At 62.6% G+C, this 26,397-nt stretch carries 23 protein-coding genes; 10 read left to right on the top strand and 13 right to left on the bottom strand.

Annotated features, from left to right (window positions below; all coding sequences use genetic code 11):
• Positions 1–103: 103 nt before the first annotated feature.
• The 3 genes from NPS29_RS12145 to NPS29_RS12135 all read left to right on the top strand — a co-directional run bounded on the left by NPS29_RS12145 (position 104) and on the right by NPS29_RS12135 (position 3,271).
• Positions 104–1,012, top strand: coding sequence for a formate/nitrite transporter family protein (locus tag NPS29_RS12145; RefSeq protein ID WP_274132830.1), 909 nt, complete (start codon positions 104–106; stop codon positions 1,010–1,012).
• 203 nt (positions 1,013–1,215) lie between these two features.
• Positions 1,216–1,899 carry a response regulator transcription factor gene (locus NPS29_RS12140; protein ID WP_274132829.1) on the top strand — a complete coding sequence of 228 codons (684 nt, stop codon included), beginning with the start codon at positions 1,216–1,218 and terminating at the stop codon, positions 1,897–1,899.
• Complete coding sequence (locus NPS29_RS12135) at positions 1,877–3,271, top strand: sensor histidine kinase (RefSeq protein WP_274132828.1); 1,395 nt, start codon at positions 1,877–1,879, stop codon at positions 3,269–3,271. Before NPS29_RS12140 ends, NPS29_RS12135 begins: the two co-directional genes overlap by 23 nt.
• Positions 3,272–3,494: 223 nt before the next feature.
• On the opposite strand, the gene NPS29_RS12130 is transcribed toward NPS29_RS12135, so the two are convergent.
• The 4 genes from NPS29_RS12130 to NPS29_RS12115 form a co-directional block, all read right to left on the bottom strand.
• Positions 3,495–3,905, bottom strand: a complete 411-nt coding sequence (locus NPS29_RS12130; RefSeq protein WP_274132827.1) for a hypothetical protein — start codon at positions 3,903–3,905, stop codon at positions 3,495–3,497.
• A 156-nt stretch (positions 3,906–4,061) separates the two neighbouring features.
• Positions 4,062–4,907: an amidohydrolase family protein gene (locus NPS29_RS12125; protein WP_274132826.1), complete on the bottom strand. Its 846-nt coding sequence runs from the start codon at positions 4,905–4,907 to the stop codon at positions 4,062–4,064.
• 54 nt (positions 4,908–4,961) lie between these two features.
• Positions 4,962–6,251, bottom strand: coding sequence for an MFS transporter (locus NPS29_RS12120; RefSeq protein ID WP_274132825.1), 1,290 nt, complete (start codon positions 6,249–6,251; stop codon positions 4,962–4,964).
• 184 nt (positions 6,252–6,435) lie between these two features.
• Positions 6,436–7,167 carry a GntR family transcriptional regulator gene (locus tag NPS29_RS12115; protein ID WP_274132824.1) on the bottom strand — a complete coding sequence of 244 codons (732 nt, stop codon included), beginning with the start codon at positions 7,165–7,167 and terminating at the stop codon, positions 6,436–6,438.
• Between the two features lie 230 nt (positions 7,168–7,397).
• Here NPS29_RS12115 and NPS29_RS12110 point away from each other — a divergent pair, with 230 nt between their 5' ends.
• Together NPS29_RS12110 and NPS29_RS12105 are read left to right on the top strand one after the other, a co-directional pair.
• Positions 7,398–8,264, top strand: a complete 867-nt coding sequence (locus tag NPS29_RS12110) for a hypothetical protein (RefSeq protein ID WP_274132822.1) — start codon at positions 7,398–7,400, stop codon at positions 8,262–8,264.
• 15 nt (positions 8,265–8,279) lie between these two features.
• Positions 8,280–9,617, top strand: a complete 1,338-nt coding sequence (locus NPS29_RS12105; RefSeq protein ID WP_274132820.1) for an endonuclease/exonuclease/phosphatase family protein — start codon at positions 8,280–8,282, stop codon at positions 9,615–9,617.
• A 134-nt stretch (positions 9,618–9,751) separates the two neighbouring features.
• Here the strand turns inward: NPS29_RS12105 and NPS29_RS12100 are convergent, their stop codons facing one another.
• From NPS29_RS12100 to katG, 5 genes are all read right to left on the bottom strand, one after another.
• Complete coding sequence (locus NPS29_RS12100; protein WP_425312496.1) at positions 9,752–12,196, bottom strand: TonB-dependent siderophore receptor; 2,445 nt, start codon at positions 12,194–12,196, stop codon at positions 9,752–9,754.
• A 137-nt stretch (positions 12,197–12,333) separates the two neighbouring features.
• Positions 12,334–13,338 carry a FecR family protein gene (locus NPS29_RS12095; protein WP_274132818.1) on the bottom strand — a complete coding sequence of 335 codons (1,005 nt, stop codon included), beginning with the start codon at positions 13,336–13,338 and terminating at the stop codon, positions 12,334–12,336.
• A gap of 49 nt (positions 13,339–13,387) precedes the next feature.
• Positions 13,388–13,888 carry a sigma-70 family RNA polymerase sigma factor gene (locus NPS29_RS12090; RefSeq protein WP_274132816.1) on the bottom strand — a complete coding sequence of 167 codons (501 nt, stop codon included), beginning with the start codon at positions 13,886–13,888 and terminating at the stop codon, positions 13,388–13,390.
• A gap of 884 nt (positions 13,889–14,772) precedes the next feature.
• Entirely contained in the window at positions 14,773–15,396 is a 624-nt protein-coding gene (gene yfcF, locus NPS29_RS12085; protein ID WP_274132814.1) for a glutathione transferase, read from the bottom strand.
• A gap of 172 nt (positions 15,397–15,568) precedes the next feature.
• The gene (gene katG / locus NPS29_RS12080; protein ID WP_274132812.1) at positions 15,569–17,830 is read right to left on the bottom strand and encodes a catalase/peroxidase HPI; all 2,262 of its coding nucleotides are present in this window, start codon (positions 17,828–17,830) and stop codon (positions 15,569–15,571) included.
• A gap of 276 nt (positions 17,831–18,106) precedes the next feature.
• Between katG and NPS29_RS12075 the strand changes: the two genes are divergently transcribed.
• Positions 18,107–18,541 (top strand): GNAT family N-acetyltransferase, encoded by a 435-nt coding sequence (locus NPS29_RS12075; protein ID WP_274132811.1) that lies wholly within the window; start codon positions 18,107–18,109, stop codon positions 18,539–18,541.
• 20 nt (positions 18,542–18,561) lie between these two features.
• Here the strand turns inward: NPS29_RS12075 and NPS29_RS12070 are convergent, their stop codons facing one another.
• Positions 18,562–19,503 (bottom strand): DMT family transporter, encoded by a 942-nt coding sequence (locus NPS29_RS12070; RefSeq protein WP_274132809.1) that lies wholly within the window; start codon positions 19,501–19,503, stop codon positions 18,562–18,564.
• Between the two features lie 92 nt (positions 19,504–19,595).
• Between NPS29_RS12070 and NPS29_RS12065 the strand changes: the two genes are divergently transcribed.
• A complete protein-coding gene (locus tag NPS29_RS12065) occupies positions 19,596–20,540 on the top strand; it encodes a LysR substrate-binding domain-containing protein (RefSeq protein ID WP_274132807.1) in 945 nt (314 codons plus the stop codon).
• A 7-nt stretch (positions 20,541–20,547) separates the two neighbouring features.
• Here the strand turns inward: NPS29_RS12065 and NPS29_RS12060 are convergent, their stop codons facing one another.
• The 3 genes from NPS29_RS12060 to NPS29_RS12050 form a co-directional block, all read right to left on the bottom strand.
• Positions 20,548–22,953, bottom strand: a complete 2,406-nt coding sequence (locus NPS29_RS12060) for a TonB-dependent receptor (protein WP_274132805.1) — start codon at positions 22,951–22,953, stop codon at positions 20,548–20,550.
• A gap of 191 nt (positions 22,954–23,144) precedes the next feature.
• Complete coding sequence (locus tag NPS29_RS12055; protein ID WP_274132804.1) at positions 23,145–24,095, bottom strand: FecR domain-containing protein; 951 nt, start codon at positions 24,093–24,095, stop codon at positions 23,145–23,147.
• Entirely contained in the window at positions 24,092–24,601 is a 510-nt protein-coding gene (locus NPS29_RS12050; RefSeq protein WP_274132802.1) for a sigma-70 family RNA polymerase sigma factor, read from the bottom strand. The genes NPS29_RS12055 and NPS29_RS12050 overlap by 4 nt, the downstream gene beginning before the upstream one ends.
• Positions 24,602–24,747: 146 nt before the next feature.
• Here NPS29_RS12050 and NPS29_RS12045 point away from each other — a divergent pair, with 146 nt between their 5' ends.
• From NPS29_RS12045 to NPS29_RS12035, 3 genes are all read left to right on the top strand, one after another.
• Positions 24,748–25,257: a thioredoxin family protein gene (locus NPS29_RS12045; RefSeq protein ID WP_274132801.1), complete on the top strand. Its 510-nt coding sequence runs from the start codon at positions 24,748–24,750 to the stop codon at positions 25,255–25,257.
• 131 nt (positions 25,258–25,388) lie between these two features.
• Positions 25,389–25,850: an Hsp20 family protein gene (locus NPS29_RS12040; RefSeq protein ID WP_274132800.1), complete on the top strand. Its 462-nt coding sequence runs from the start codon at positions 25,389–25,391 to the stop codon at positions 25,848–25,850.
• Positions 25,851–25,989: 139 nt separating this feature from the next.
• Positions 25,990–26,343 (top strand): hypothetical protein, encoded by a 354-nt coding sequence (locus tag NPS29_RS12035; protein WP_274132799.1) that lies wholly within the window; start codon positions 25,990–25,992, stop codon positions 26,341–26,343.
• The last annotated feature ends 54 nt before the right edge of the window (positions 26,344–26,397 follow it).

Raw genomic sequence — 26,397 nt, 5'->3', positions numbered from 1 at the left:
CCGTCGCGGGCAAGCGCGCTCCTACAAGTCCGGGGAGAGTACCGAACGACGGCAAGCGCGGCGTGTCTGAAGCAACAGCACGACCCACCACGAGCCCCCCGCCATGAACAGCAAAGAAGAAGACGGCAAGACCCCGGGCCTGACGCCGGAAGAAGAACGCGAGATCGATGAAAACCAGCCACCCCGCGCCGCCGTGCTGCACGAGACCATTCGCATGCAGGGCGACCAGGAGCTGGAGCGCAATGTCGCGGCGCTGTTCTGGTCGGCCCTGGCCGCAGGCCTGACCATGGGCCTGTCACTGATGGCCATGGGGTTGCTCAACTCGCGCCTGCCCGACGGCGATACCTTCAAGGTCATCGCCAGCGTCGGCTACAGCGCAGGCTTTCTGGCCGTCATCCTGGCCCGCCAGCAACTGTTCACCGAAAACACCCTGACGGCCGTCCTGCCGGTGATGACCAAGCCCACCCTCAACAACTTCGGCCGCCTGCTGCGGCTGTGGACCGTGGTGCTGGTGGGCAACCTGTGCGGCACGCTGCTGGTGGCCTACGTGATGCTGCACCTGCCGATCTTCGACACCAAGACCGACGAAGCCTTTCTGGAAATCGGGCGCAAGGTGATGGAGAACGAAAGCACGACGATGTTCGCCAAGGGCATCGTCTCCGGCTGGATGATCGCCACCATGGTCTGGATGATCCCGTCGATGGAAAACGCCAAGATGTGGATCATCCTGATGATCACCTACCTGATGGCCCTGGGGGACTTCACCCATATCGTGGTGGGTTCGGCGGAAGTGTCCTACCTGGTGTTCGCCGGGGAACTGGCCTGGAAGGAGTTCTGGCTGGTGTTCGCCGGGCCTACGCTGGCGGGCAATATCATCGGCGGCAGCTTTATCTTTGCGCTGATAAGCCATGCGCAGATTCGCAGTGAGAGTGGGATGCCGAAGAAAGAAAAACGCCCTCGCTCGAACACCCACGAAAAAACAAAATCCGAAGATGCACGCAACCCCCTGTAGGAGTGAGCTTGCTCGCGATATCGGAGTGTCAGTCGAAGACAGGTTGCCTGACACACCGCCATCGCGAGCAAGCTCACTCCTACAGGTGATGCGTTGTGCGGGAAATCAAGGCACTCCCACCTTCTTAAATTATTTTTAAGAAATAGCAGCTACGTTTAAAGGCAAACTACAGCCTTCAGTCACTACGTGGTTCATAAAGCCCCATGACCCGAATTCTGACAATCGAAGACGATGCCGTCACTGCCAAGGAAATCGTCGCTGAACTCAGCAGCCACGGCCTGCACGTCGACTGGGTCGACAACGGCCGCGAAGGCCTGGTGCGTGCCGTCAGCGGCGATTACGACCTGATCACGCTGGACCGCATGCTGCCGGAAGTCGATGGCCTGGCAATCGTCACCACCATGCGCGCGCTGGGTATCGCCACGCCGATCCTGATGATCAGCGCCCTGTCCGATGTCGACGAACGCGTGCGCGGGCTGCGTGCCGGTGGCGATGACTACCTGTCCAAGCCCTTCGCCTCCGACGAGATGGCCGCCCGGGTCGAGGTGCTGCTGCGCCGCAGCAACCCGGTAACCCAGGCCGAAACCATGCTGCGGGTCGCGGACCTTGAACTGAACCTGATCACCCGCGAGGCCAGCCGCGCCGGGCAACCGCTGAACCTGCTGCCCACCGAATACAAGCTGCTGGAATTTTTGATGCGCAACAGCGGCCAGATCATCACGCGCATGATGATCTTCGAGGAAGTCTGGGGTTACCACTTCGACCCTGGCACCAACCTGATCGACGTTCATATCGGTCGCTTGCGCAAGAAAATCGATCCCCCTACCCTGACGCCGCTGATACGTACCGTTCGAGGCTCAGGTTATGTCATTGCCGAACCCGTCTAAGGGCTGGCGCTCCTCCAGCAGCCGTCTGCTGGCGCTCTACAGTTTTCTGTTCGTGGCCTGGAGCAGCATCCTCATGGGGGTGCTGTACTGGGAAGTCACCAGTTACCTGAACACCCTGGCCCGGCACTCGCTGATGCAACGCCAGCAGCTGTTCTCGCGCTTCGAAGGCGCGCAGCTCGATGACGCCCTGCGCACCAGCGACAAGTTCGACATCCGCACCGTGGATGCTTACGGCCTGTTCGACGACAACCTCAAACCCATCAGCGGGCCGATTCGCGAGATTCCCGAAGGCCTGGCTCTCAATGGCCAGATTCAGGAACTGGACACCTGCATCGATTCCGACGACCCGAATCTGCCGCCCGCCAGTTGCGACGCCGTGGCGATCCACACCATGGACAACCGCTGGCTGGTACTGGTGCGCGACAACGGCTCGCTGTTCGCGGTCACCACCCTGATCCTGCGCGCGCTGCTGTGGGGTATTTCCCTGACCATCCTGCCTGGCGCCTTGGGCTGGCACCTGCTCAGAAGACGGCCGCTGTTGCGAATCCGCGCGATCCAGGCCAGTGCCGAAGCCATCGTCACAGGCGATCTGACCCGCCGCCTGCCGGTGTCGAACCGACGTGACGAGCTGGACATGCTGGCCGACATCGTCAACGCCATGCTCGACCGTATAGAGCGGCTGATGAACGAGGTCAAGGGGGTCTGCGACAACATCGCCCACGACCTGCGCACCCCGCTCACCCGCCTGCGGGCGCAGCTTTACCGGATTCAGCAGCAATCGGCCGAAGACTCGCCCCAGGGTGAGCAGATGGCCCAGGTCATCGCCGACGCCGACACCCTGATGGCGCGCTTTCGCGGGCTGTTGCGCATCTCCGAGCTGGAAGACCATCAGCGCCGCTCCGCGTTCGGGCAGCTCGATCCGGCGCCGCTGTTGCAGGAGTTGCATGACTTTTACCTGCCGCTGGCCGAGGAAGGTCGCGTCTCGCTGCATCTGAAAGTCGCCCAAAACCTGCCACCGGTGGTCGGCGACCGCGCCCTGCTGTTCGAAGCGCTTTCGAATTTGCTGAGCAACTCGATCAAATTCACCCCGGCAGGCGGCCAGGTGCTGTTGATCGCCCGGGCCGAGGGCGAAACCACCTTTCTTGAAGTCCAGGACACCGGCCCCGGCATCCCCGACGCCGAACGCGATGCAGTGTTCAAGCGCTTCTACCGCAGCGAAACCGGCAACCAGCAGAGCGGCTTCGGCCTGGGCCTGTCCATCGTCGCGGCCATCGTCAACCTGCACGGCTTCAAACTGCGCATCGGCAACAGCCCCTCCGGCGGCGCGAGCCTGGTGCTGGAGTGCCGGCAGGTGTTGGCGTTGGGTGCATGACCAGAAATCTCTACACGGTCCGTAGCAGTCCGGCTTGCCGGCGGGAGCGATCTTGAGGACGTCCCCGCGGGCAAGCCCGGCTGCTACAGGAGATTTGTGTAGCCCATAGAGTCCGTAGCAGCACGGCTTGCCGGCGGGAGCGGTGGGTCAGACAAAGATGTATTGCCTGACACGACGTCCCCGCCGGCAAGCCGTGCTGCTACGGGACAGTGTTACGAGAACATCACCCCGGCATGCAGGTGAAGTCTCTGGTGCGGCCCAACTGATGGCCTTGGGCGTCTTCGAGTTTGACGCTGTATTCCTCGCCCAGGCTCGATTCCACCAGTTTGTAATGCTCGCCCGCCTTGAACTGGTTGAAGCGGATGCCGGCCTCGCAGTTCATCTGGCCGTCATCGCCGTTGCCTTCGACGATCAGGTTGACATCAAGCTTGTGGGCTCCGGGTTTGACGTCGAAGTAGCGGCCGTCATTCAACCGGTGGCCATCCACATCTTCGGCCATCAGGACACCGGACGGTTCTTCCTGCAAGCCGATCCAGGCTTCGCTCGGGTCAGCCTTGGGCATGGGGCCTGCGCAGCCCGACAGCACGGCGACCAGGCCCAGCATGGGAACCAGCAATAACGAATTGGCGTTCATGGAACATTCCTCGACAGGTTGAAAATGCCCCGGACCCGGAGCGATTCTCTAAGTACCCAGCCTGCGCCCGAGGCCCATGAACGACAAATGAATACCCCATGAAACTGTGAGTGCGCCTGACTAACGATTTGTTCATCTGGCTGACAGCTGCGGGAATCAGGCCTCCACCGGCGCAAAATCAAACAGCACCTGCGGCGCCTCGATCAGCAGCGAGCGCATCGCCTGGGCCGAGCAGCCCAGCGCCCGCAGTTGCTCGACGACGCTGGCGTAGCTCACCCGGCCTTCATGCTGGGTGTGGGGCCAGTCGCTGCCCCAGACCATGCGCTGGGCACCGAAGCTCTGCTCCAGCAACGGCAGGGCTGCGCGGGCGAACTCGTGGTTTTCTGCTTCGCTGCCGTCCAGCCGATAGATGCCGGAAACCTTCATCCACAACCGGCCACTGAGCCCAAGTTCCAGCATCTGTCGAAACCCCGGCTGATCCAGACCCAACCGCGCATCGGGACGCCCGAAGTGATCGATCACCACCTTGATGCCGAACGGCATCAGCCCGCGCACCAGGGTCGGAATGTCCGCCACGTGGCGATGCAGTTCCACATGCCAGTCAAGCTCGGCGATGTGCCCGAACAGCACCTTCCAGGCAGGCTCGGAAAAGTCCGGCAGTGCCTTGCCCATCAGGTTCAGGCGAACGCCGACCACGCCCAGCCGATCCATCGCCTCAAGCTCCGCGCGGCTGATGTCACGCTCGACCACCACCACACCGCGCAACTGCGTCGGCGCCTGTTTCAGGGCATCGAGCAGGTAGCTGTTGTCCGTGCCCAGAAAACTCGGCTGCACCAGCACGCCGTGGCTCAGGCCGTGGGCTTGCAGGTTGTGCCGGTACATTGCCAGGGTGGCATCGTAGTCGGGCGAATAGCGTCGTGCCGAAGTCAGATCCAGCTCCCTGCTGAATACATGTGCGTGGCCGTCAATGCCAATGATCGACGCGGGAAAGGTATCGGACATGGGTCTCATCTATCAGAGGACGCGCGCAGCACCGGGCTGCGCGCAACAGGAACATCAGGCGCTGGCGGTTTCGTTGCGCGGGGTCGGGCCCTGGGTCGGGGCGGCGGTGTTTTCCAGGCTGCGACCGCGGGTTTCCGGCAGGCACAGCGCGGCGAGCACAGCCACGCCGTAGGCGATACCGGCATCGATACCGATGGCCGAACCCAGGGACATCGACTCGCTCATGTGGCCGACCAGGAACGGGAACACCGAGGACAGGACGCGACCGAAGTTGTAGCAGAAGCCCACCCCTGCCCCGCGCACGTCAGCCGGGTACAGCTCATTGAACAGTGCGCCCAGGCTTGCCGGAATGCCGGCAGCGAAGAAGCCCAGCGGGAAGCCCAAAAACAGCATCTGGGTGTTGGTCAGCGGCAGGAAGACGTAGCACTGCACGGTGATCACGCAGCACAGGGCGAACAGCACGATGTTCATGCGGCGGCCGATGCGGTCGATCAGGAAGCCGCTGGCCACGCAGCCACACCAGAAGGCGACGATGATCACCGCCAGGTAACCGCCGGAGTTCAGCACCGACAGGTTGCGCTCGGTCTTGAGGAAGGTCGGCAGCCAGGTCATGACCGCGTGGTAACCGCCGTGGGCGCCCAGGCCCAACAGGCCGCCGAGCAGGGTCACGCGCAGCAGTTCAGGACGGAAGATCCCGGCCAGGGACTTGAAGAAGCTTTGCGGGATGGCGTTGGTCTTTTGCAGACGCTGGAAGCTGTCCGGCTCCTCGACGTTGCGACGCACCCAGATGATCAGCAGCGACGGCAGCAGGCCCACCAGGAACATCACGCGCCAGGCGATATCGGCCGGGACGAACGAGTAGATCAGCGTGAACACGCCCACCGCCAGGCCCCAGCCCACGGCCCATGCGCTCTGCACGGTGCCCATGACCTTGCCGCGGTATTTGGGGTTGATGGTTTCAGCCATCAATACGGCGCCTGCAGCCCACTCGCCGCCGATACCGAAGCCTTGCAGCGCCTTGACCACCAGCAGCGAGCTGAAGCCGGTGACGAACGCCGAGAGGAAGGTGAAGAACGAGAACCAGAGGATCATCGATTGCAGGGTGCGCACCCGGCCATAGCGGTCCGACAGCGTGCCGCCGACCCAGCCGCCCAGCGCCGAGGTGACCAGGGTCACACCGCTGATCAGGCCCGCGTCGCCCTTGCTCAGGGCGAAGGCGGCGATCAGCGCCGGGATCGCCAGGCCGAACATCTGGACTTCCAGGGCATCCAGCGACCATCCGCCGAAACAGGCCCAGAACGTTTTACGCTCCCGAGGAGTGACTTGGCGATACCAGTTGAACATGGTTCTTGTCCTTATACGTGTGATGCGGCAGTTGTTGTTCAGCCCGTTCTCGAGTGACGGGGCTTGCAAAAAACTTCGTAGCAGCACGGCTTGCCGGCGGGAGCGGTGTCCTGGGCAATGCAGTGGTGACTGACACACCGCTCCCGCCGGCAAGCCTTGCTGCTACGTAGGGGTTGTGTGCGCCCTAGCGAATATCGACGCTGTAGCGGAAGTGGCTGGCATGGCCACGGGAGCGGCGCCATTCCAGTGGTTGGCCGGCGTAATTGCGCGCCAGACGCTCGATCACCACCACCGGGCTGCCTGCGGGCACCTGCAGCAGCCGGGCGTGCACGTCGCTGATGGCCTCGGCGGTGAGGGTTTCCTCGGCGTAGGCCACCACCTGTCCGCACAGCTCTTCGTAGATGGGGTACAGCAGCGGGCCCTGTTTGCTCAGGTCGATTTCCAGCAGTGTCTGGAACTGCACCTGCGGCAGCCAGATTTCCTCCGCCAGCACCGGTTGCGCGTCCAGCAGACGCAGGCGGATCATGCGGATCACCGGGGCTTCCAGCGGCAGGCCAAGGGCCTGGGACACGGCCGAAGGCGACGTCACGGCATCGATGGACAGAATGCGGCTCTCCGGCACCTGACGCTCGCCGGACACGCTCTGGAAACGGAAGAAACGGAACAGCGAAGACTGGAACTGCGGACGGCGAATGAAGGTGCCGCGCCCCTGCTGGCGTTCCAGGATATTTTCGCCCACCAGCATGTCGATGGCCTTGCGCACCGTGCCGGTGGACAGGCAATACTCGCTGGACAACGCCGCTTCGGTAGGAATCGCCTCCCCCGGACGCCAACGGTTATTGGCGATCTGTTCGGCCAACTGGTCACGAAGGCGCTGGTAGAGTGGCAGGCGGACATCACTGGACAGTCTATTCATGGGAGGTGCTTCGCTGTTGTAGTTATATAGTCATCTATATGAATCTGAGCGAAGTATTGTCCCGTTACAAATCATCGTCAAGGTCTGGGAACGTCCGTTCGGCGTATTTCTCAGCTCAGCGTCTCACTTCACAGATCAGCCTTTCCCACAGATCAGCGGGGAAATATCCGGCAGCTTACCTCTGCAAAGGGTGACTAAGTGTGGTTTCCCTTTTTCAGGAATCCTCGGTCATGAATCTGAACTACACCCAAAATCTGCACGGCATTCTCAGCGGGTCCACCTTGCTCGATGAAGCCTCTTCGGAAAGCTGCCGCATGGTGCTGCACAAAGGCACTCTATATTGCGCCTACCTGAGTGGCGGCGAAATCAGGCTAAGCAGCCGGCAGTCCTCATCAGCGCAGTGGAGCCTGGGCACACCGAGTACTGGCCTGGTCAGCACAAGCTTACCCGGGCTTGCGTCTTTCAAAGGCCAACTGGTCATCGTTTACAAGAACACATATGGCAACATTGCGGTGTGCAAGTACAACGAAACGGCGCAGACCTTCATTCAGACAGCAGTGCTAACAGATGGGCTGTCACAGACACCAACGTTCTCGGTCCTCAATGGCGTGCTGTTCATGTTCTACAAACACCCTGGTTTTTCCAGCGTTTTTTACCGAACAACCGCCAATCTTGTCACCTGGACAACGTGGAAAGTCCTTCAGAAAGACAAGGACATCAACATCTCCACCTTCCTGAGCCCTGTGGCAACCCTGTACCAGAACCTGATTCATCTGATCTATGAAGATCGTGACGACAAGAAGGTCTATCTGCTCAAAAGCGATGGTGAAAACTGGACGAGCAGCATCCTGCTGATCAACAAGCGATATGGCCACTCCCCGGGCCTTGCGGTCCATAACGGCCTGCTCAAACTGATCTTCATCGGGAAGAACAATCGACTGGATCAATACACCTACGATGGCAACGCCTTCAGCCCCGCCATACCCAGCAACGGGCTTCTGTGCGGGTCGGGAAGTCCGGCACTGGCCGTCCAGGATGGCGCACTGGTCACGGTTTTCCCCGGCTACGTACCCCCACCCACCGCTTCGGCATCCTGATCGTGAGTCTCACCCATGCCCGTTGACAGCACGATTCACGATTACACCTCGATGCAGCTACTGCCATCCTTGAGCGCAACAGATTTCGAGACGCAGCTGGAAGTCATCGTGACCGACATCTTCGCCCTGCTGCGAACCGACCCCGACACCGCACGGCATACCGCTGCCTGGCTGGCTTACTACTTGTCGACTCATTGGATGCGCAGCGCCAACGACCCCACGCAAAGCACCTACGCATTGGTTCTCAGGTCAATGTTCAGTCGCCTGTACAACGACGCCGGGATCATCGCTCACATCAATGACGTGCACCCGCGGGACAGTTACCCGCTGCTGCTGAGCTTCTATCACCTTCACCACGCATTCATCATGAACGGCCTGCGGGCGCCCTTCGGCCCTGAGACCCTCGATTACGGCGACGCCCTGAGAATGCTGCAGTTCGCCGTCGGTGCGGCGCACGGCCCCTGGCATGCCCGGATCCGCCTGCAAGGCGGGATCCGTGATTATTACCACGCCCTGATTCGCGACGACGGTCAGGACGCGTTGATCGAACTGGGCAGACCCCCTGTCGCAGGGATTCATCCGGTGAACGTCGCGACCTGGAACATGCAGGGGGCTGCGGAAGCGACCGATACCAAGTGGCGCACGTTCGTCCTGCAACTGGCTCGCGCCAATGCGGTGGTGGCCTTGCAAGAGGTGGGTGTCGTACCCAGCTCTGCAGTTCATGCGACTCCGATCGTCGTTCTGGACCAGTTCGGTATACCTTTCCAGATAGAGCATTACCATTGGAACGCCGGAACGGTCACGCGCCCGGAGCGGTACAGGATCTTCTTCATCGATGTTCAACGCTTGCGCGTTAACCTGGCCATCGTCGTCTCTGAAGCCAGCGGACTGGATATCGTGCGGCCCGTGGTTATTTCCGACGGCTTGCCGGACAGTGAGAGCGGCCGATTCAATCGCCCCGCACTGGGCCTGCAGTTACGTTTCCGGTCAAATTCCCAAGAGCTCTTCAGCGTCTACAGCTTTCATGCGATCTCCGGTGGCGGTGTCAACGCTCCGCGCATGCTGCGCGAAGTCAGTTGGCACACGCCTTCGCGCTTTTTCATGACAGGAGACTTCAACAGGGATCCACGTCAAGGCCCACCCGGTTCAACGCAGCGACGAGGCAACTGGATTTCCCCTCCCGACATCGCCCAACTGGCGTTGCCCGCTTCCGAAACCCACCCCAGTGTCGCCCCGCTGAACATGCTCGACTATGCAGTGGTCAATGGCACTGAGCCTTCGACTGGCAGAGTTCTCCCGGCGGGACCGTCCGATCACCGGGCCGTGAGTTTTCGGTGCAATTTCCCGGGCTGACCCGGGCCAAACCGATTGCCACATTACCCCGTAGCAGCACGGCTTGCCGGCGGGAGCGGTGTGTCAGACAAGCATCCATTGCCTGACACACCGCCCCCGCCGGCAAGCCGTGCTGCTACGGGGCTCGGGCGGCCTTAGAACCCCACGCTCGCCTGCACGAAGAAGGTACGCGGCTGGCCCAGGTAGATCCCCGAGTTGTTGTCGCTGGAGCGGGTGAAGTACTGGTGGTCGAAGACGTTTTTCACGCCTGCACCCAGCTTCAGGTTGGACATGCTTTTGCCGAAGTCGTAGGCGCCACGCAGGTTCCAGGTCACGTAGCCGGGGATGTTGCCGTACTGGCCGTCAGCCGAAGGCTCGGTGATGTAGTTGCCATTGAAGCTGCCATCGGCGTTGGTGCCGGTGCCCGGGGCGCGCTGTTTCGATTGGGCGAAACCGTCGAGGTTGTAGGTCCAGCGGTCGACTTCATAACGCAGGCCCACGGTGGCCACCTGACGGGAGTAGAACGGCAGGTCGCGGCCCTTGAAGCCCGGAATGTCGCCTTCATAGGTGGCGCGGGTGTAGGTGAAACCGGCGTTGGCGGTCAGGCCGGCGAGGCGTGCATCCAGGGCGCTGAGGTCATAGTGCGCCGAGGCCTCGATGCCCTGGTGCTTGGTGGCGCCCAGGTTGGTCCAGCCCACGTCGTTGCTGATGTATTGCAGCTCGTCGTCGAAGTCGATGTAGAACGCCGTCACCTCGCCGCCCCAGGTGCCGTTGTCGTAACGGGTGCCGAGTTCGTAGGTCTTGGCCTTCTCCGGTTGCAGGCCGCTGGCGGTGTCATTGCCGATACCTCCCTGGGCCACCTGGAAGTATTGCAGGCTGCCGAAGGAGGTCTCGTAGTTGGCGAACAGTTTCCATTCGTCCGACAGGTGATACATCACGCTCAGCGCCGGCAGCGGTTCATTGTTGTTTACGCTGCGGTCCTTCTCCTGCACCCGCACACCGTTCGTGCCCAGCACCGGGCGTTCGTGCCAGTCAGTGCTGATGCGCTCGAAGCGGATGCCCGGGGTGATGGTCCATTTGCCCACGTCGATCTTGTCGTCGATGTAGAACGCCGTCGCTTCGGTGCCGCCGGTGCGGTCCTGATAGACGTGACCGTCGGAGCCAGGAATCGCCACCGGGGTGTTGTTGACCAGCCCCAGGCGCGAAGCCTGCTCGTGCATGGCTTCTTTCAGATAGCGCGCACCCACGCTGACTTCCTGGGTGGTCGGCCCCAGATCCAGCACGTGGGATACCCGAGGCTCGATACCAAAGGTGTGGTAGCTGCGCGGGAACGAACCCAGGGTCTTCTGATCGCGGGCCGCAATGTTGCTGCCACGGAAACTGTCGGTGTAATAGGTCAGCACTTCGGCCTGGGTCGAGTCGTCGATCTGACGCTTGTACTTGATCGACACGTCCTTGCGCCGCCCCGTGAAGTTGTCGTAATCACGGTCGGACTGGTACGGGTTGGCGTCGAACTGGCGCTGGGTCAGGCCGCCCGGCATGTCGGCCTTGGCGTCGTAATAATGGAAGTTCACCGACAGGTCGTCTTCTTCGGTCAGCGCCCAGTGCGTCTTGAGCAGTACGTCGTCGATGTCGTTGTCGTTGTTGCTGGATCGATAGCCATTGCCATTGACGGTGGAGTACAGCAGAGCCGCGCCCAAGCCGTTGTCCGCCGTGCCGCCGATGAACATGGTTTCCAGATTCTTGTAGCCACCGTGGCGGCTGGTTTCGATGGTGCTGCTGAGGTCACCGCTGAGTTTTTCAGGGATGGCGCGGGTCACGAAGTTGATCACGCCGCCGACGTTCTGCGGCCCGTAGCGCACGGAACCGGCGCCGCGCACCACGTCGATGCTGTCCAGGTTGCCCGAGGAGATCGGCGCCATGGACAGTTGCGGCTGGCCGTAGGGCGCAAACGCCGCCGGCACGCCGTCAATCAGCACGGTGGAGCGTGGCGACAGGCGCGAAGTCAGGCCGCGCACGCCGACGTTGAGGGAAATATCGCTGCCACCGGTGCCGTTGGATTCCTGCACCTGCACGCCGGGAATCCTGCGCAGCACATCGCCGACGTTCTGCGCGCCCTGCTCGACCATCGCCTGACGACGCACGACGGTACGTGCGCCGGGGTGGTTCTGCACCACCGCCTGGTCGGCATCGCCCAGCCAGTCACCCACCACCTTCACTTCCATCGGGGCGATTTCCATGCTGCCAGGGGTCGCGGCGGCGCTGGTTCCGGCAGGCTTGAGCACCACAGTGTCAGCGGACATCTCGTAATCCAGGCCACTGCCCTTGAGCAAGGAGCGCAGCGCCTGCTCCGGCGACAGGTTGCCATCGACTGCCGGGGCCTGCTTGCCGGCGACCAGATCAGGACTGAAGAACAATTGCAGGGAGGTCTGCTGACCCAGTTGACTCAACGCAGCGCCCAGGGACTGAGCCTGGATGTGAATCGCCGTCGGCGCGCCTTCGGCAAAGCTGTTGCTCGCCCCCGTGCCCACGGCGAAGGCCAGCACCCACGGCAACCAGCGGGAAGATGGCGAAGATGGCAGTGAGCGACTGACAGCCAGTTGAAGCGCGTTGAGTCTATTGTTTTTCACGTCGTTTCTTGTCCTGAAGTCCAGAATGCGGAGCCTGTCTGCGAATTTTTGAATGCTAAGCAATCGCAGTTGGACAAGAAGACGAAGGGCGCGAAAAAAACCTGAATCTATTTTGAAAAAATTTCCTGGCTGCCATCGGCCAGGGTTCGCACGGCCACTGGCAGGATGCTTGGCAAGGCGCGCAACAGAGCGTCGGTGTCATCGGATTTGAAGACGCTGGTCAGGCGCAGGTTCTCGGTTTTGCCCGGTGCGACTCGCAGTGGTTTTTCCCGATAACGCGACACATCCCGAACCACATCCTTGAGCGAGGCATCGTTGAACACCAGCTTGCCGCCGCGCCAGGCGGTGATCGCTGCGGTGTTGACCGCCGATGCCGGGGTCACCTTGCCGCTGGCATCGATGTTCGAGCCCAGCCCTGCGGTCAGCGTGACCTGGTTGCCCGGCTCGTCGGCACGGCCCTTGACCTTCACCGTGCCGGATTCCACCGCCACCTGGGTCAGGGCCGGATCGCGGCGCACATCGAAACGGGTGCCGGTGACCGTCACCGAGCCCTGGCCAGTCTGCACCACGAAAGGTCGCGAAGGGTCGTGTTCGACGCTGAACATGGCCTCGCCTTCGGCCAGCTCGATCTGCCGGCTGTCGCGGTAGAAATGCACCTTCATGCGCGTGCGGCCATTGAGGTCCAGCACCGAGCCATCGGGCAAGGCCACCTGGCGCCGTTCGCCCAGCACCGTGGCGAACTCTTCGCTGTAGTCGGGCTTGGGGTTCACACCCAGGTACAAGGCACCTGCGCCCACCATCGCCACCAGGCTGGCGGCCACGGCGTAACGGATGAACGCCCTGCCCGTCGCGGGTTTCGGAGGGCGCAACGGTGTCGGCGCGTCGGCTTCGCACAGGGCTTCAAGACGGGCACGGGGCAGCAGGTCGGCGGCGCCCCAGAGGTTGTGCAACAGGCGGATTTCATGGGCGTGCTGGTCATGCTCGGCCAGCCAGCTTTCGAAACTGGCACGCTCCTCGGCAGGCAGGTCGCCATCGCGCGAGCGGGCGAACCAGAAGGCCGCCTGATCGCGTACAGCATCGGCGCCACATGGGCATTCACGGTCCGTCGTCATGGCATTTCCTGAGCTGATAAAAGGCGGGCCTGTTCCCGATGACAAAGCTTCATTTCGCCGAGGCGTCCAGCCGGTCACGCAGATGGCGAAGTGTGCGGATCATATACTTTTCCACCATGTTCTTGCTCAAACCCAGCCGTTCGGCGATTTCGAGCTGGCTCAAGCCTTCAAGCTTCTGCCAGATGAACACCTTGCGGCAATTGAGCGGCAACTCGGCCAACGCCCGCTCGACGGAGTCGGCCAGTTGAACGGCATGCATGAACGCCTCCGGGTCACCTTCGTGGCCGGCTGAACTGTCGATGGAGTGTGTTTCCAGCTCCTGGCGCCGGTCTTCCCGTCGCCAGGTGTCGACCGCAATGTTGCGGGCCGTCTGGTGCAGATACGCGCGAGGCTGCTCGACACTGGCCCCACCCGATTCCAGCACGCGCACGAAGGCGTCATGGGTCAGGTCTTCGGCCTGATGACGGTTCTTCAGACGGCGAGTCCAGGTGCCCACGAGCTCTTCGTAGTGATCAAGAAAGCCTTTGCTTCGCGGCAGCTTGAGGGTCATGGGATGGGGGCATGGGGAGAAAGGCGCAAATGGTAATAGTTATTATTAAAAGCCGCAATGCGCGTGTCTCTCCCGGCACAGCCCTGGCAGGCGCGCCGTGGCGCCTGATGGGGATATCAGCCCGGCGGGATGGTCGCCAGCATGCCGATGCCGATGGTCAACGCCAGAAATCCCAACAGAAAAAGCGTCATCTTGCCCATGGGGCCACCTCTCATTGACAGATTTGCGGTACAGGTGAAAACACCTGCCTTCAAGGTTCGAGTCCGGATTGGCCGAAGCCTTGATGTGGGTTCAATTCTGGAGGGATGGGCTGTTTCAGTACAGATTCAGGTTGATGTGAAAAATACGGATCAGATGAGCAGATCGGGCACCTAGCTCCTCGTAGCAGCACGGCTTGCCGGCGGGGGGATTTCAAGGACGCCCCCGCGGGCAAGCCCGGCTGCTACGGGATCGAGGGGGTCGCAAATTCCAAGTGTACCGACGACAACGTAGCAGTCCGGCTTGCCGGCGTGGGGCCTTCGGAATCGCCGACGCCGGCAAGCCGGACTGCTACGGGATTCGGAGGGGGTCGTACGATTCGGGTCGTACCGGGCAACCGTAGCAGCACGGCTTGCCGGCGGGGGCGATTTCAAGGCCGCCCCCGCGGGCAAGCCCGGCTGCTACGGGATCGAGGGGGTCGCAAATTCCAAGTGTACCGATGACAACGTAGCAGTCCGGCTTGCCGGCGTGGGGACTTCGGAATCGCCGACGCCGGCAAGCCGGACTGCTACGGGATTCGGAGGGGGTCGTACGATCCGGGTCGTACCGGGCAACCGTAGCAGCACGGCTTGCCGGCGGGGGCGATTTCAAGGACGCACCCGCGGGCGATGTGGTGTCTTGAGCACTCAGCGCGAGAGGTTCAGCCATGCCTGGACGCTGGGCCGCTGCCATTGGCGTTGTGCGTACTGGACCAGCGCAGGCGGCACGTCGTCGCCGTTGAGAATCAGGCGATTGAGCATCACGGCCAGGTCCACGTCGGCAATCGACCATTCACCGAACAGGTATTCCCGGCCATCGGCAAGCAAGGTGCTGGCGGCGTCGAACAGCTTGCTCACGGCGGGCGCTGCTTCGGCGGTCAGGGGTGGCCGCTTTTGCCCGCAGAACACCACTTCCGTCGAACGCTGCTGACGGATGGGCATCAGGTCGCTGCGCAGCCAGGCCTGGATCTGCCGCGCGCGGGCGCGCTGTTTAATGTCTTGCGGGAACACCGGCGCCTGCGGGAAAGCCTCTTCCAGGTACTCGATGATCGCGCTGGATTCGGACAGGGCGAAATCCCCCTGCACCAGTGTCGGCACGCGCTGGGTCAGGGACAGATGGGCATAGTCTTTGGCCTGATGTTCGCGGGCGCCCAGGTCCAGGGCAATCAATTCGAAATCAATGCCCTTTTCCTTGAGCACCACGAACGCCGACATTGCGTAGGGGCTGGTGTATTGGGCATCGACGTACAAGCGAGTGCGGGCAGTGTTCACGACTTGATCTCCATATTCAGGGAACGCAATGACAGGAGACGCAAAGCTACGAGAACGCCCGTGCCCAAGACAAATCAATGTTTTTCATGGGCCCAGTCCCGAGCGGAATACAAACGACAACGCCGCCTCAAACGGCGGCGCTGTAGTTCACTCAAGCCAGGCCGAGCCCGGATCAGGCAAGGTCGAAACGGTCCAGATTCATGACCTTGGCCCAGACTTTCACGAAGTCCTTCACGAACCGTTCCTGCGCATCGGCACTGCCATACACCTCGCTCAGGGCCCGCAACTGCGCGTGGGAGCCGAACACCAGGTCCACGCGGGTGCCGGTCCATTTCACTGCACCGGTCTTGCGATCACGGCCCTCGAAGGTTTCGTTGCTCGGTGAAGTGGCCTTCCATTCCACGTTCATGTCCAGCAGGTTCTTGAAGAAGTCGTTGGTCAGCGCTCCTGGTTGCTGGGTGAAGACGCCGTGCTTGCTCTGCCCTGCGTTGATGTCCAGCACCCGCAGGCCGCCCAGCAGCACGGTCATTTCCGGCGCGCTCAGGGTCAGCAGTTGCGCCTTGTCGACCAGCAGTTTTTCCGCCGACACCTTGTACTGCCCTTTCAGGTAGTTGCGGAAACCGTCGGCGATGGGCTCAAGAAAGCCGAACGATTCAACGTCGGTCTGCTCCTGCGACGCATCGGCGCGGCCCGGCGTGAACGGCACGCTGACACTGTGCCCTGCGTTTTTCGCCGCCTGCTCGACGCCCGCAGCACCGGCCAGCACGATCAGGTCCGCCAGTGAAACGTGCTTGCCACCCGCGTTGAACCCCGACTGGATGCCTTCAAGGGTGGACAGCACTTTAGCCAGTTGTTCGGGCTGGTTGGCCGCCCAGTCCTTCTGTGGCGCCAGACGCAGACGCCCGCCGTTGGCGCCGCCGCGTTTGTCGGAACCGCGGAAAGTGGAAGCAGCAGCCCACGCGGTGGACACCAGTTGCGACACCGACAGCCCCGACTCCAGCACCTTGGCCTTGAGCGCAGCCACATCGCTGTCGCTGATCGGCGGTTGCCTGGCGTCCGGGATCGGGTCCTGCCAGAGCAGTTCCTCACCGGGCATTTCCGGGCCCAGGTAGCGTGCCAGCGGCCCCATGTCGCGGTGGGTGAGCTTGAACCAGGCGCGGGCGAAGGCGTCGGCCAACTGCTCGGGGTTTTCCTTGAAGCGCCGGGAGATCGGTTCGTAGATCGGGTCGAAACGCAGCGCCAGGTCAGACGTCAGCATGCGCGGCTCCTGCCGCTTGGCCGGATCGAAGGCGTTGGGAATCTGCCCTGCCCCTGCACCGTTCTTCGGTTTCCACTGATGGGCACCCGCCGGGCTCTTGGTCAGCTCCCAGTCGAAGTTGAAGAGGTTTTCCAGGTACTCGTTGCTCCACTTTGTCGGAGTCGAGGTCCAGGTCACTTCCAGGCCGCTGGTAATGGCATCGATGCCCTTGCCGCTGCCGAACTTGTTGCGCCAGCCCAGGCCCTGCTCTTCCAGGCCTGCGGCCTCGGGCTCTGCGCCGACGTTGTCGGCCGGGCCTGCGCCGTGGGTCTTGCCGAAGGCGTGGCCGCCGGCGATCAGCGCGACGGTTTCCTCGTCGTTCATGGCCATGCGGCCGAAGGTTTCACGAATGTCGATGGCGGACTTGACCGGGTCCGGGTTGCCTTCCGGGCCTTCGGGGTTGACGTAGATCAGGCCCATCTGCACGGCGCCCAACGGGTTCTCCAGAATGCGCTCGCCCGAGTCGGTGCGGCTTTCTTCTTCCGGCCGCTTGGCAGGCTCGGCTACCAGGTCGCCCTGGCCCGGTTGCTCCATGGCCTTGTGCGCGCCGTAGCGTTCTTCACCGCCGAGCCAGGTGGTTTCCGAACCCCAGTAGACGTCCTCGTCAGGCTCCCACACATCAGGCCGCCCGCCGGAGAAACCGAAAGTCTTGAAGCCCATGGATTCCAGCGCGACGTTGCCGGTGAGCACGATCAGGTCGGCCCAGGAAATGTTGCGGCCATATTTCTGTTTTACCGGCCAGATCAGGCGCCGCGCCTTGTCCAGGCTGACGTTGTCCGGCCAGCTGTTGAGCGGCGCAAAACGCTGCTGCCCCGCGCCTGCTCCACCCCGGCCATCGGCGGTGCGGTAGGTGCCGGCGCTGTGCCAGGCCATGCGTACGAACAACGGGCCATAGTGCCCGAAGTCGGCTGGCCACCAGTCCTGGGAGTCAGTCATGACCGCCAGCAGGTCCCTTTTGACTGCGGCGAAGTCCAGGCTCTTGAAGGCCTTGGCGTAATCGAAATCCTCACCCATCGGGTCGGACAGGGAAGAATGTTGATGCAGGATCTTCAGGTTCAGCTGGTTCGGCCACCAGTCACGGTTCGTCGTGCCACCACCGGCTGCATGGTTGAACGGGCATTTCGATTCAGTTGCCATGTTTGATCTACCTTTGGTCGGTGTCACCCGGCCCCCACAGCCACTGGAGGCTGGATGAACTCAGTAGTTTTTTTATCGCCTTATCAGGTTTGAACTGGACGGCAATCGCCGACGCTAGATCAAGGGTAGACGCCTTCTCCCAGAGGTCTAATAGTCAGAGCATTCGGCCCTGATAGAGAGACTCTGTTAGCCGCGCCTGGCCTTGCAACGGGGCTGTCATATCTGGCACTCATGGCTCTGTTACCCTGCCCGGCCACCCTGTGCACAGGACCTGCCATGATCCACATCCGCATGATGACCCTGGACGATTACGATGCCGTGATTGCCCTGATGAATATGACCCCCGGCATTTCCATTCGCGACGCCGACTCGCGGGAAGCGACCGCCCGCTACCTGGCGCGCAACCCGGGCATGAGTTTCGTCGCCCAGACCGACTCAGGCCTGTGCGCATGCGTGATGTGCGGGCACGACGGGCGACGGGGTTATCTGCAGCATTTGCTGGTGCTGCCGGATTACCGGGGCTTGGGCATTGCCAACCGCCTGGTGCAGCGCTGCCTGTCGGCGCTTGAAACATTGGGTATCGAAAAATGCCACCTGGACGTGCTCAAGACCAACCACCCCGCTGCCGAGTTCTGGCAGCACCAGGGCTGGAAGCTGCGCACCGACATCGACCGCTATTCCTTCACCCGACCGGGCAAAGACAACGCCTGAAGCAGTTCGAGGCAACGGGCTCAGCAGGTCGGCAGCTTGACCGCAGGCACCCGATGGCGGCTGGCCGCCCAGACCACGCCGCCGACCAGCAGCGAAATCGACAGCAGTTCCATGAGGCCGGGGAAATGCCGGGTGTAGATGAACCCGTAGACACAGGCGAACAGCGTCTCCATGACGATCAACTGGCCACTCAGTGACGAGGCCATGCGCCGCGAGCAGGCGTTCCACAAGCCGTTGGCCAGCCACGAGCCACAGAATGCCAGGTAAGCGCAGACCCAGAAGAACGTCATCCAGCGGCCGCTCTCGACCTGGCTCGGCATGAGGTCGGGAAACAGCAGCAGCGCCACGGCGCCGAACAGCACCGCGACAACTCCGGTGACGATACCCATCAGGGTTGACCACTCGCTGCTGTTGAACTGGCTCTGCCTGAGGTAGCGCGCGTTGCGCGTGGCGAACCAGGACCAACTGAAGACTGCGCAGAACCCGCACGCCAGGCCCAGCGCCTGGGACCACAGGGAGCTGCCCGTTGCGGCGCTTGCCGTGTGCCCGAGGCTGATCGATGAGATGCCGAGGAAGACCATCAGCAGCGGCAGCTTGAGTTTGCCAAGGGGCAGCGAGCCTGCGTCGCCTCGGGCAAGGTAGGTGATCGCGATCGGCATCGTGCCGTTGATCAGCGCGCCGGCGGTGACCCCGCACAACTGGATCGCCGCGCCCAGCAAGGCATAGTTGAGTACGTTGCCGGCCAGCGACAGGCGCAGCAGTAACATGAGGTCGGCGCGGGTCAGCCTGGCGAACAGGCGTGAGGCGAACGGCAGCGCAATCAGCAGTGAAATCAGGCCGTACAGGGCAAAACGCGCGCTGCTGATCAGCACCGAGCTGAATTCCGGCAACAGCGAGGGGCCGATGATCACCCCGCCCCAGATGGCAGCCGCCAGCAACGCAAACCCGATCCCGCTGTTCATGTGTTCGACTCGAAAGGCAGTTTGCCCAGATTCTATCGGTGGCCAAACCTGCGCACATGCGATAAAAAGTCAGCGACACATTCCCCCACGGAATGTCATGGACATCCCGAAGCCCCTGGAGAGTCGCCATCAACCGCTACCTGCGCACCCTGCCGCCCCTGGAAACACTGATCACCTTCGAGGCGGTCGGACGTCACGCAAGCTTTACCGGCGCGGCCTCAGAGCTGTTCATCACGCAAAGCGCCGTGAGCAAGCAGATGCGCCAGCTGGAGGCTTCGGTGGGCGTGGCGCTGTTCGAGCGCAAACCCCGTGGGGTCGCCCTGACCCAAGCGGCAGAGGAATTGCTCGTGACGGTCAACGTGATGCTCGCCAGCCTCTACCAGAACGTCACGCGGATCCGTAACGTGCACCAGTCCAACGCCGTTTCGGTGCTGGCGACCCACGCGCTGGCGCAGTTCTGGCTGTTTCCCAGGTTGATCGAATTCAACAAGGCCTACCCCGACATCGCCGTGCACGTGCATGCGATCAACGAAATCGACGAGGCCAGCCTCAACGACTTCGACCTGGGCGTGCTCTACGGCGCGGGTGAATGGGCGTCGCTGAACAGCGATTTCCTGCTGCCGGAGATCGTCTACCCCGTGGCGCACCCGTCACTGAACGTTGCGGGTATCCAGACGCTGGAGCAACTGGCGAAGGCCAACCTGGTGCAGATCGATACGTCGGCCTGGCATTGTCTGGATTGGCAACAGTGGTTCAGACACCTGGGGCACGACTACCTGCCGCCGGACAAGGCGCCTGTGTTCAACCAGCTGACCCTGGCGTTTCGCGCCGTGCAGCAAGGCATGGGCATCGGCCTTGCCTGGACCTTCATGGGCGACGAAGCGATCGCCAAGGGTGAGCTGCAACGGGTGACCGACTTTGAATGCATCACCGGGTTCGGCGAGTACCTGGTGTCGGTCAGGCACCGCAGTCTGTCGCCCTCGGCCGAGGTCTTCCGACACTGGCTGCTGGCGGCGACTGCGGCCGAGGCCGGCTGATTGGTCATCAGAAGCCGACGGTCGCCGACAACAGATAAGTACGCGGCGTGGCCAGGGTCAGGCCCGGTTCGCTGTCATCCGATGCACCGGCCGAACTCCAGTAGCGCTTGTCCAGTACGTTCTCGACGTTGGCCCGCAGCGTCACCGACTTGCCTTCGACCTTGAAGGCATAACGCGCACCGACGTCGAAGCGCTCCCACGAGTCGATCTCCTTGCTGTTGGCCTGATCCAGGTACTGCGAGCTTGAGTAGATGCCGCGCCCGGTCAACGTCAGGCCCTGCACCCCCGGCACGTCGTACTCGGCGCCCAGGTTGACGTTGTACTTGGGGGTCGCCGGGGCGCGGTTGCCGTCGAAGGTGCCGTTGGTGGTGTGGGTCAGTTCGCTGTCAATGTACATCACACCGCCCAGCAGGCGAACGCCCTTGAGCGGTTCGCCAAACACCGTGACCTCGGCACCGTCGTTCTGGCGCTTGCCGTTGGGGCCGAACACCCGCGTGGTGGAATTGGTCTCGTAGGCAGGCTGCTTGATGCGGAACACTGCCGCCGTCAGGCCAAAGGTGCCCTGATCGTACTTGGCGCCGAACTCGACCTGGCGGCTGATGAAGGGCGGGAAAATCTCGTCTTCGTTGATCGAGGTTGACGGCGCGATCTTGCCCTGGCTCAGGCCCTCCATGTAGTTGGCATACAGCGAGACCTGATCGGTGACCTTGTAGAGGATCCCGCCCGAGGGCGAGACCTTTTCCTCGTCATAGGACGTGATGCCCTTGACGCCATCGGACCAGTCATCGACCTTGACCCGCTGCCAGCGCGCGCCAAGGGTCAGCAGCAAACGGTCATCGAAGAACCCCAGGGTGTCGGACAGCGCCACGCCGCTGAAACGATTTTCGGTGTAGACCCGGGCGTCCTGGCGCGTGGGGTTGACGGGCGTTGGCGTGTCCACCGGGTTGAACAGGTTGCTGGGCGCCGAGGCGTAGCGCGCACCGCCGTTTTCGAAGTCCATGTAGAAGTAGCTGGCGGCCAGGTTGAGCTCGTGGCTGACAGGGCCGGTGTGGAACCAGTTGCGCACGCCAGCGGTGGCCGTGCGCACGTTTTCGTCCCGGGTGAAGTCCCGGGGCTGGACGCTGAAGTCACCGGCGTTGTTGGTGATCGACACGGCGTGCCGCAGGAAGTCGTGATTGCTTTTGCGCGCCCCGACGCCGCCGTAAAGCATCACCGATTCATTGACATCGTACTCGGCGTTGAAGGTGCCGAAGGTGTCTTTGGTGCGTGCCTTGCTCCAGTCCTGGGCGTAGTTGTGCCGTACGTCGTTGGGGTTGGGCACCCTGGCGTTGGTGCCGATCTGCACCCGCTCCTGCGGCGCGTCGGTGTCGCGCTCGGTGTGGCCGACGTCGGTCGAAAGGCGCAGCCGGTCTCCGCGGAAGTCCAGGCCGAGCACGGCCATTTCCCGGTCAACGCTCTGGTGGTCCCATTCGGTGTCACCGGACTGTTTCACCCCGTTGAAGCGGATCCCGAACTGGTTCTCGTCGCCGAATCTGCGGCCCACGTCCAGCGCGCCTCCCACCTGATTATTGGAGGCATAGAGGGTGGTCAGTTCGGTGAGGGGCGTGTCACCCGCCCGCTTTGGCACCACGTTGATCCCGCCGCCCACGCTGCCTCGTGGCGAGATGCCGTTGATCAGTTGGCTCGGCCCCTTGAGCACATCGACCCGCTCGGCCATTTCCATGTCGATGGTGTAAGTGGGCAGCACGCCGTACAGGCCGTTATAGGCCACATCGCTGTTGAACAGGCTGAAGCCGCGAATGGTGAACTGCTCGTAGCGCCCGCCTGCCGGGTTGGTGGCGCGAACCGACGGGTCGCTGGCGATCAGGTCACCCAGGGTGCGCGCCTGTTGGTTCTTGACCGCTTCCTGGGTGTAGGGGGTCATGCTGAACGGGGTGTCCATGAAATCCTTGTCGCCCAGCAGCCCCTGGGAACCGCGCCGCGCCACCTGGCCGCCGGCGTAGGACTGGCCGTCGCCGGCCCCCGCCGTCGCGCCGAGAATGGACGTCGGCGCCAGTTGCAGGCTGCTGCCTTCCGGCGCGGGGGTCAGGGTGTAGGCCTGCTCGCCCACCGGCACCAGTTGCAGGCCAGAGCCTTGCAGGAGGCGGCGCAGGCCTTCTTCCACGCCGTATTCGCCGGACAGGCCTGGGCTGTCATGGCCGCTGACCAGCGCCGGGTCCACCGAAAGATTGACCCCGGCAAGGCCGGCAAACCGGGTCAGCGCTGCGCCCAATGAGCCGGCTGGCACCTGATAGCTGCGGCGCTGGGTGGTGTCGGCCCAACTGGTGGCGGCCAGGAAGGGGCTTGAGCTCAAGGTGAACAACAGCCCCAGGTGCAGCAGCGGGCGCAAGCGATAAGGCGAAACGGCGGACATAGAGGAAAGCTCTCGTATTTTGTTCAATTACCTTCAATGACCGGTGAGGCTGAAAAAGGGGACAGGGGGATGTGTTTTCTTTTTTGAACCTGGGCTGATTCAAGACCGCTCCCGCGGGCAAGCCCGGCTGCTACGGGGGTTGGGGTGTTGCCGGGATTTGCGTCCGCCCCGATCCCGGTTCGCGTTGCTGCTCACACGCGGCTGGCGCGGGGCACCAGGGCTACCCAGTAGCGGGTTCGGGTTTTTACCTCGATCGGCAGGCTGGCGGCGAGCAGGGAAAGCACCCGGTCGGTGTTGTCGATGCGAAAGCTGCCGGTGACGCGCAGGGCTTCAAGCTCCGGCTCCCAGCGCAGCAGGCCGGTGCGGTAGCGCGACAGCTCGCGCAAGAAATCCCCCAGGGGCTGATTCTGGGCCATCACCACACCGTCTCGCCAACCGGGAGCGATGTTGTCGAAGGGGCTGACCGGCCCTGCCCCGCTCACCTGCAGATCGACTTGCTGGCCCGCCTCCAACAACAGTGCAGGCCCTTGCAACGGCAACAGACGGACCCTGCCACTGACCACCGAAACCCGGCAGTCATCGCGGCTCAGACGGACGCAGACTTCACTCTGGCTGACCACCACCCGGCCATACGGCCCCTGGATGGTCAGCGCCGACTCACCCGGTACCTTGAGCGCGATTTCACCCCGGACCAGGGTCAGGCGGCGAGCAGCCATGTCCAGGTTCACCGCGCTGGCGGTGTTCAGCTCCAGCGTACTGCCATCGGCGAGGACCACGCGCTTGTGCTCGCCGGTCGAGGTTGAAAGATCAGCCTGCCAGACATCCAGTGGCAACTGGCGGCTGAGCATCCAGGCAGCGGGCGCCAGCGCGGCGAGGCCCAGCGCACCTTTGAGCAGCGCCCGCCGGCCTGGCTGGGGACGGTCCAGCGTCGCCATCGCCAGACGGGTCGGCAGGCTGTTGAAGCGCTGCCGCAGTTGCTCGACCTTCTGCCACGCCTGCTCATGGCTGGCATGGCTGTCGCGCCAGTGTTGCAGTCTCAACCGGTCGGCTTCGGTCGCATCCCCCGATTCGAGCAGCGCCAGCCACTGCGCTGCCTTGCGCACGACCTCACGTTCTTGGCCTGCGGGCGCGGCACGGTTCACCAGTCCACCAACAGGCAATGCTCATAGGCATGCGCCATGTAGCGTTTGACGGTGCGCTCGGAAACGTCGAGGCGCTCGGCAATCTCGCGATAGCCCAGCCCTTCCAGCTGGCTCAGGAGAAACGCCCGACGCACCATGGCAGGCAGCCCGTCGAGCAACTCGTCCAGGGCCTGCAGGGTTTCGAGCAGTACCCAGCGCTGTTCCGGCGAAGGCACGCATTCCTGCGGCAACTGCGCCAGCGCCTCCAGATAGGCTTGCTCAAGACTGCGGCGGGTGTAGAAATTGCTCAGCAGGCGCTTGCCCACCGTCAGCAGGTAGGCCCTGGGCTCGCGCAATTCGCCGAGCGGTTGCGAACTGCCGAGTACCCGCATGAAAGTGTCCTGGCTCAGGTCGGCCGCATCCCAGGCGTTGCCCATGCGCCGCCGCAGCCAGCCTTCGAGCCAGCCATGGTGGTCGCGATAAAGGGCATCGAGAGTGGGTTGCGGGCGCGGCGCGGCGTCAGACATCTAAAGACTCGGTAGGAAAGCGCGACTCAAATGAGACTGATTCTAATTAGTGATCTGGATCAACAACAAGCTCTTTTGGCGCAAAGGTTGCCGCCCGCCGACAATTCTGCTGGGATGAGCCATCCGTTTTTCACAGAGCACTGAGCATGGCGTCCTATAAAGACCTCTTCGAGTATGGGGAGCATTTCGAGTCGTTCGTCGCCCGAGGTTTCCCGGCAGAAATCGCCGCGATCCGCGACATGCAGCACAAGCTGGCCGAGCAGCAGGCGATCAGCCTCGCCAGCCAGCAGCGCCTGCTCGCGGTGCAGGCGACCTTTCATCTGCTGGTGGTCGGCGAAATGTGGTGCCCGGACTGCCAGATCAACATCGCAGTCATGGATTACCTGCAGCGGGGCAAGGCGAATATCGACCTGGCGATCATCTCCAAGGGCCGCGCGGAGAATGAACTCAAGCAGCGCCTGGACCTCGAGCGCATTTCGATCCCGCTGGTGCTGGTGCTCGACGAACAGTTCGAGCCGGTCGGACGTTTTGTCGAAAGCCCGCAGGTAGTCATCGAGGGTGGTGACGCCGTGAAAGCCGACTACCGGGCGGGCAAGTATCTGGAAAGCACCTTGCAGGACTTTCTGGCTATTTTCGAAGAGTCGGCACAGGGCTAGATCACCCTGCCCTTTGCCGCAAAATGTGTCGCCATGCTTGTGTTTTCCGGCAGGTAAGCCTAACTGATTGCAGTACTGAGCCCGAAAGCGACTCCGTCTTGATCACTTGCGCAATGCCAGGAGATTTTGACATGGCGACTGCAATCACCCTGGCGCCCCTGCTGCGCCAATCCGTAGGCTTCGACCGGCTGAGCGACCTGTTCGAGTCGGCCCTGCACAACGAACCCTGCACCTGCTATCCACCCCATAACATCGAGCGCTACGGCGACGATCACTACCGCATCGTGGTCGCGGCCGCCGGGCTGTCGGCGGACGACCTGGACCTGCGGATCGAAAAAAGCGTGCTGATCGTCTGCGGCGGCGAGCGTTCGGCAGACGCCGGCGCCACCTACCTGCATCAGGGCATCGCCCATGGCGCCTTTCGCCTGGTGTTTCACTTGGCTGACCATATCGAAGTCCAGGGCGCGACCTTCGAAAACGGCCTGTTGATCATCTTCTTGCTGCGCGTGGTGCCAGACGAGATCCGCCCGCGGCACATCAAGATCAACAGCCCGGGAGATGGCCCGGACCGGCGGCAGATCGATCGGCACTGAGCGTCAGCGCAATTTGATGGAACTCACCCGCGCCCAGCGGGCCATATACCCTGTACGCCTCTGCAACGGGCCTGACCGGGGAGGCACGCATGGACAGCTGAGACTGTCTGTTGGCATCCACTCGCATACAGGTGACGCAGTGAATACATTTGTCTCGCTGGAAAAACTGGGTAAGACCGATCTGCACGATTATCACGAAGTCTGGATCACCACCTCCGAACGCTGGCCACAGGACCCCGAAACCGCGCAACGCATGTGCCTCTGGCGCGTTGACCGCGAGCTGACCCGGGACGTGGAAATCGATGAGGTGTATTTCCAGAACCTGCCAAGGCTCTGGTTGCTGGTAGACGACCTGCACGACACCGCAGCCGTCGCCGGCATTGAACAGGCGCTGACCCTGCGCCTGGACGAGCAGAACCTGGAGGGCGAATTTCACCCCGCGGAACAAGACAAGGTGCCGTGCGGCGATAAACACACCGATTTGCGCAGCTAACCCCGTAGCAGTCCGGCTTGCCGGCGTCGGCGTCTTTGAAATCGCCGACGCCGG

The sequence above is a fragment of the Pseudomonas putida genome, from assembly GCF_028682175.1.
GTDB lineage: Bacteria > Pseudomonadota > Gammaproteobacteria > Pseudomonadales > Pseudomonadaceae > Aquipseudomonas > Aquipseudomonas putida_AD.
This window is presented reverse-complemented; position numbering and strand designations above follow the sequence as displayed.